The following is a 2596-nucleotide window of genomic DNA, read 5'->3' as shown; positions in this document are numbered from 1 at the left end:
CGCGGGGCCTGTTGGTGTATCCGTATGGCGCGGCGCTGTTCGTCGCGCGCCGACCGGCTGCCTGACCGATGATGATCTGGCTTTCCGTCGTGGTTGCCGTATGGGGGGATGACACCAACCTCGATCGGTGCCTCGCGGCCTTCCTCAATCAATTTGACGCCGCGTGCGAATTGATCGTCGCCACGGCGGTGGAACCGCACTCGGCATACGGCGCCGACTTGCGTGTGCGCTGGTTGCGCCTGCCAGAATCGGCTCTCATCCCCGAATTGTGGTCGCGCGGCATGGAGGTCGCGTCCGGGCAGTTCGTGGCGATCACCACGTCGCACTTCGAGCCGGCGCCAGGTTGGGCCAGGGCCGTGCTCAGCGCTGGCGCCGAGCACGGCAGGGCGGGTTTCGGCGGGCCGATCGATGCGCCGCGCGGCGGCACCGCAAAGGACTGGGCGACCTACTTTCTCCGCTACAGCAATACATTTCACCTAAAGGGCGCGCAGAACGTGCCGGACATTCCGGGCGATAACGCCGTGTACGCGGCGGCGGCGCTCAAGAGACACCGGGTGGCGATGGCGCGCGGCTTCTGGGAACCTGAGTTTCACCGGCTGGTGCTCGCCGAAGGCGCAACCTTGGCGTGGGTTCCCGAAATGCGCGTGATTCAGCGAGCGTCGTATCCGTTTCAGGCGTTTTGCCGCCAGCGGTTGCTGCACGGCCGAGAATTCGGATCGTCCCGCGTGCGTGGCCGCAGCGTGTGGATGCAACTGTCGCGGCTGATGCTGTCCCCGCTGATCCCGTTCGTCTATCTGGCGAAGATCGGGGCACGCGTGGCTCGTGACGGGCGCTACGTAGGCGCCTTCATTTATGCGCTGCCGGTTTTGTTTCTGTTCGTTCTCGTCTGGGCAGCCGGTGAGACCTGGGGCTACCTCGCGCCGCTGCGCACCGATCAGACCATCGAAAAGAGAGCCACAACGTGAGTCAGGAACCGCTCGTCTCCGTCATCATTGGATCGGTCAACGGCATGCCGGAACTCGGTGAGTGCCTGGCGCACCTGGTCAACCAGCAAGGCAACTATCCGTACGAGGTGATCGTCGTCGATCGTTGCGGGGCACCGCTGCCGGCGCTGATCAAGCAAGGCTTTCCGCAGCCGCAGGTGCGCGTGGTCGAGGCCTTGGCCGGCACTTCTATTCCGAAACTGCGCGCCATCGGCATGGCCGAAGCGCGCGGCAAGGCGATTGCAATCCTCGAGGATCACTGCAACGTGAACCCGCACTGGTTCGAGACGATCGCACGATTGCTGGCGCAGGGCTGCGAGGCGATGGGCGGCCCGGTGCGCAACGGCGCGGTTAAACGCTTGACCGATTGGGCGGTTTTTTTCGTCGAGTACGCGCGCTTCATGCCGCCGGTCAAGCCGGGCGAAATTGACGCGATCGCCGGCAGCAGCGCCATTTACGACCGCGCGATGCTGGACCGTCTGGGTCCGGAACTGAAGAACGAGGTTTGGGAACACTTCCTTCACGCGCGGATGCGCGAGCTGGGCGTGAAGTTCGTCAGCGACCCGGGGCTCGAGGTCGAGCACAAGAAGGAGTTTCCATTCGGCTACTTCATGTCGCAGCGTTATCACTACTCGCGCTCGTTCGCCGGCATGCGTTTGAACGGCGCTCCGCTTGTCAAGCGCATCGCCTACGCCGGCGCCACGGTGTTGCTGCCGCCGTTGCTGCTTTGGCGGATGGCGCGCATCCTGCTCGGCAAAGGGGGTCAGCTCGGGCGTTTTTTTATGGCGCTGCCGTTGCTGCTTGCCTTCATGGCCAGCTACGCATGGGGTGAGGCGGTCGGGGCGCTGGCGGGGCCGGGCAACAGCCTGGCTGAAGTGGAGTAGGCGGTGGCTACGGAAACCGCGCAGGCACCGGACCTGTCGATCGTTATCGCATCATGGTCGAGCGAAGCGTTGCTGGCGCGCTGCCTCGCGAGTCTGGCGCCGCAGTGGGAGGGCGCCGAGATGATCGTGGCGACCCATCGGCCCGACATCGAATTGCAGCGCCGCTACCCACAGGTGAGATTCGTCCGGGGACCGGAGGGCGCAACGGTGTTCCGCCTGCGCGCGCTGGGTGCCGATGCGGCACGCGGCCGCATGGTGGCACTGCTGGAGGATCATGCAACGGCGGGCCCGCGCTGGGTGAGCGCGTTGCGTGCGGCACAGCGTGCCGGCCACGGAATCGTGGGTGGGCCGGTGGAAAACGGCTTGCGCGCGCGCGCTGTCGATTGGGCGCTGTATTTCGTCGAGTACGGCGCCTACATGCCGCCGATGAACACGGGGCCGGTGCCGCGGCTGTCCGGGATGAACATCGCCTACGACCACGCACTGCTCCAGTCCTGCCGCGACATCTGGAAAAACACGTTGCAGGAAAACGAGATCAACGACGCGCTGCAGGCCAAGGGACACACCCTGCACCTGGCGGCCGACGCCGTGGTGGAAAGTTTTCTGCCGATGACATTCGGCTACGCGATGGGCCACATGCGCGATGGCGAGCAGTGCCGTCGGCGGGATGAGCGGCGCATTTATCCCGGTCTCGGAAGACGCCGCGATGATCGACGCAGTGCGCGTCGG

General features: G+C 65.3%; 2 protein-coding genes and 1 pseudogene. All 3 read left to right on the top strand.

Annotation, left to right across the window (positions count from 1 at the left end):
* The first annotated feature begins 68 nt into the window (after nucleotides 1-68).
* The 3 genes and pseudogenes from H0V78_01145 (at nucleotide 69) to H0V78_01135 (ending at nucleotide 2596) form a co-directional block, all read left to right on the top strand.
* A complete protein-coding gene (locus H0V78_01145; GenBank protein ID MBA2350425.1) occupies nucleotides 69-965 on the top strand; it encodes a glycosyltransferase in 897 nt (298 codons plus the stop codon).
* A complete protein-coding gene (locus H0V78_01140; protein ID MBA2350424.1) occupies nucleotides 962-1867 on the top strand; it encodes a glycosyltransferase in 906 nt (301 codons plus the stop codon). Before H0V78_01145 ends, H0V78_01140 begins: the two co-directional genes overlap by 4 nt.
* A gap of 640 nt (nucleotides 1868-2507) precedes the next feature.
* A pseudogene (locus tag H0V78_01135) lies at nucleotides 2508-2596 on the top strand (DUF711 family protein).

The sequence above is a fragment of the Burkholderiales bacterium genome (assembly GCA_013695435.1).
Taxonomy (GTDB): Bacteria; Pseudomonadota; Gammaproteobacteria; order Burkholderiales; family JACMKV01; genus JACMKV01.
The sequence above is the reverse complement of the archived record's forward strand: the minus strand, read 5'-3'. Positions and strand labels throughout refer to the sequence as shown.